Annotated in this window: 1 protein-coding gene; it reads right to left on the bottom strand. The window is 72.2% G+C overall.

Annotated elements, in window-relative coordinates:
• A partial coding sequence (locus tag ACFV61_RS35545) for an amino acid adenylation domain-containing protein (protein WP_380496285.1) occupies window positions 1–2371 on the bottom strand: 2371 nt, incomplete at its 3' end.
• Between the last annotated feature and the right edge of the window lie 54 nt (window positions 2372–2425).

Raw genomic sequence — 2425 nt, 5'->3', positions numbered from 1 at the left:
CCACCGTGCCGATCGGCACATCCGTCCCCGCACCCAACCGGGTCAACAACGCCGCCAACGCCGCCTGCACCGTCATGAACAACGTCACCCGATGCGCACGCGACAGCCCCACCAACCCACGATGCAGCTCCACACCCAGCGGCAGCACCACCCGGTCGCCCCGGTGCGACGCCACCACACCACGCGCACGATCCACCGGCAACGCCAACTCCTCCGGAAGGCCGTCCAACACCCCGCGCCAGTAATCCAACTGACGCGAAAGCACACTCCCGGAATCCGACTCCTCCCCCAGCAGCCCGCGCTGCCAGAGCGCGTAGTCCGCGTACTGCACCGGCAGCGGCTCCACCACCGGCACCTCGCCCCCGGACCGCACCGCGTACGCCGTCGACAGATCCCGCAGCAACGGACCCATCGACCAGCCGTCACCGGCGATGTGGTGCAGCACCAGCACCAGCAGGTCTCCGTCGGACCCGCCCGGAATCACCTGGACGCGCATGGGCAGGTCGGCGGACAGGTCGAACGGCCGGTCGACGCAGCTCTCGGGGTCGGTGCCCACGGGCAGGACCTCGACGGTGACCCGGGCCTCCTCGGGCGGCAGGATCCGCTGGTACGGCTCGCCGTCCACCTCGGCCACGAGCGTGCGCAAACTCTCGTGCCGCGCCACCACATCACCCAGCGCCGCCTCCAGCGCCGCCACATCCAACTCGCCGCCCAAGCGGAGCAGCACGGGGAGGTTGTAGAGCCCGCTCGGGCCCTCCATCCGGTCGATCAGCCACAACCGCTGCTGCGCGAACGACAGCGGCACCCGCTCCGGACGCTCGACGCCCCCCGACAGCACCAGACGACCGACCCCGGCACCCGAACGGGCCGCGAGCCCCGCCACCGTCGGCGCCTCGAACACATCCCGCACCCCCAGCTCCACCCCCAGCACCGACCGCACCCGGCTCAACAGCCGCGTCGCCAGCAGGGAATGACCACCAAGCGCGAAGAAGTCGTCGTCGATGCCGACCCCGGCGATCCCCAGGACCTCGGCGAACAGCCCGCAGAGGATCTCCTCCGCCGCCGTCCGCGCCGCCCGGCCACCCGCGAACTCCGCGAAGTCCGGCGCCGGCAGGGCCCGGTGGTCCACCTTTCCGCTGCCGGTGAGCGGCAGGGCGGTGAGCGGGACGACGGCGGCCGGCACCATGTAGCCGGGCAGTGCCCGGGCGACGAACTCCCGCAGGTCGAGGGCGATCCCAGGGAGCTGCTCGGTCACCGCGCAGTAGGCCACCAGCCGGCGGTCGCCGTCGTCGCTCTCCCGGGTGGTGACGACCGCCTGGCGGACGGCGTCGTGGCGGACCAGCACCTGTTCGATCTCGCCGAGTTCGATCCGGAAGCCACGGATCTTGACCTGCTGGTCGGTGCGGCCCAGGTACTCCAGCTCACCCTCGCGGGAGCGGCGCACCAGGTCGCCGGTGCGGTACATCCTCTCCCCAGACGCGAACGGGCAGGCCACGAACCGCTCCGCGGTCAGCCCCGGCCGGTTCAGATACCCCCGGGCCAGACCCGCCCCCGCCAGGTGCAGCTCACCGGGCACCCCGGCCGGCACCGGGTTCAACCACTCGTCCAGCACATAGGCCTGCGTCCCGGCGACCGTACGGCCCAGCACCGGCTGCTCCGTCGCGGCCAGCGGGTGGACGAGCGTGTCCACCGTCGCCTCCGTCGGCCCGTACAGGTTGTACGCCTCCGTCGCCGGAGCCTCCCGCAGGGTGGTCCACAGGGCCTGGCCCACCGCCTCACCACCGAGCAGCAACAGCTCCGGCGCCGACTCGGCCAACAACCCCTCCTCCACCAGCTGTTCGGCGTAGGACGGCGTCACCTCCAGCACCCCGATACCGCACTCCCCGACATGGCGCACCAGCGCTGCCGCATCCCGGCGTACCTCATCACCGACCAGGTGCAGCTCATGCCCGGCCACCAGCCAGAGAAGGCCATCCCACGACGCGTCGAAGCACAACGACGCCGTCAACGCCACCCGCGACCGCACCCGACCCGCCATCACACCGACACGATGCGCCGCCAACAGAGCAGCCAGGCTCCCGTGCGACACCACCACACCCTTCGGACGACCCGTCGAACCCGACGTGTGAATCACATACGCCGCATCCTGCGCGGTGACGCGGGGGGCCGGATCGCTCTCGGGGCCGGGGCCGTCCTCGGTGACGTCCAGCGTCCGCAGGCCCGCCAGGACCTCGGGCAGCGGCCACCGCGGGTCGGTCAGCACCAGCGACGGACGGGAGTCCGCCAGGGTGTCGGCGGTGCGGTCGGCGGGGTACTCGGCGTCCAGCGGGAGGTACACCCCGCCGGCCTTCAGCACCGCCAGCAACCCCACCACCGACTCCACCGAACGCGGCAGCGCCAACGCCACACCCGACTCCCGCCCCAC

This window comes from Kitasatospora sp. NPDC059817 (assembly GCF_042731835.1).
Classification (GTDB): Bacteria; Actinomycetota; Actinomycetes; order Streptomycetales; family Streptomycetaceae; genus Kitasatospora.
The sequence above is the reverse complement of the archived record's forward strand: the minus strand, read 5'-3'. Positions and strand labels throughout refer to the sequence as shown.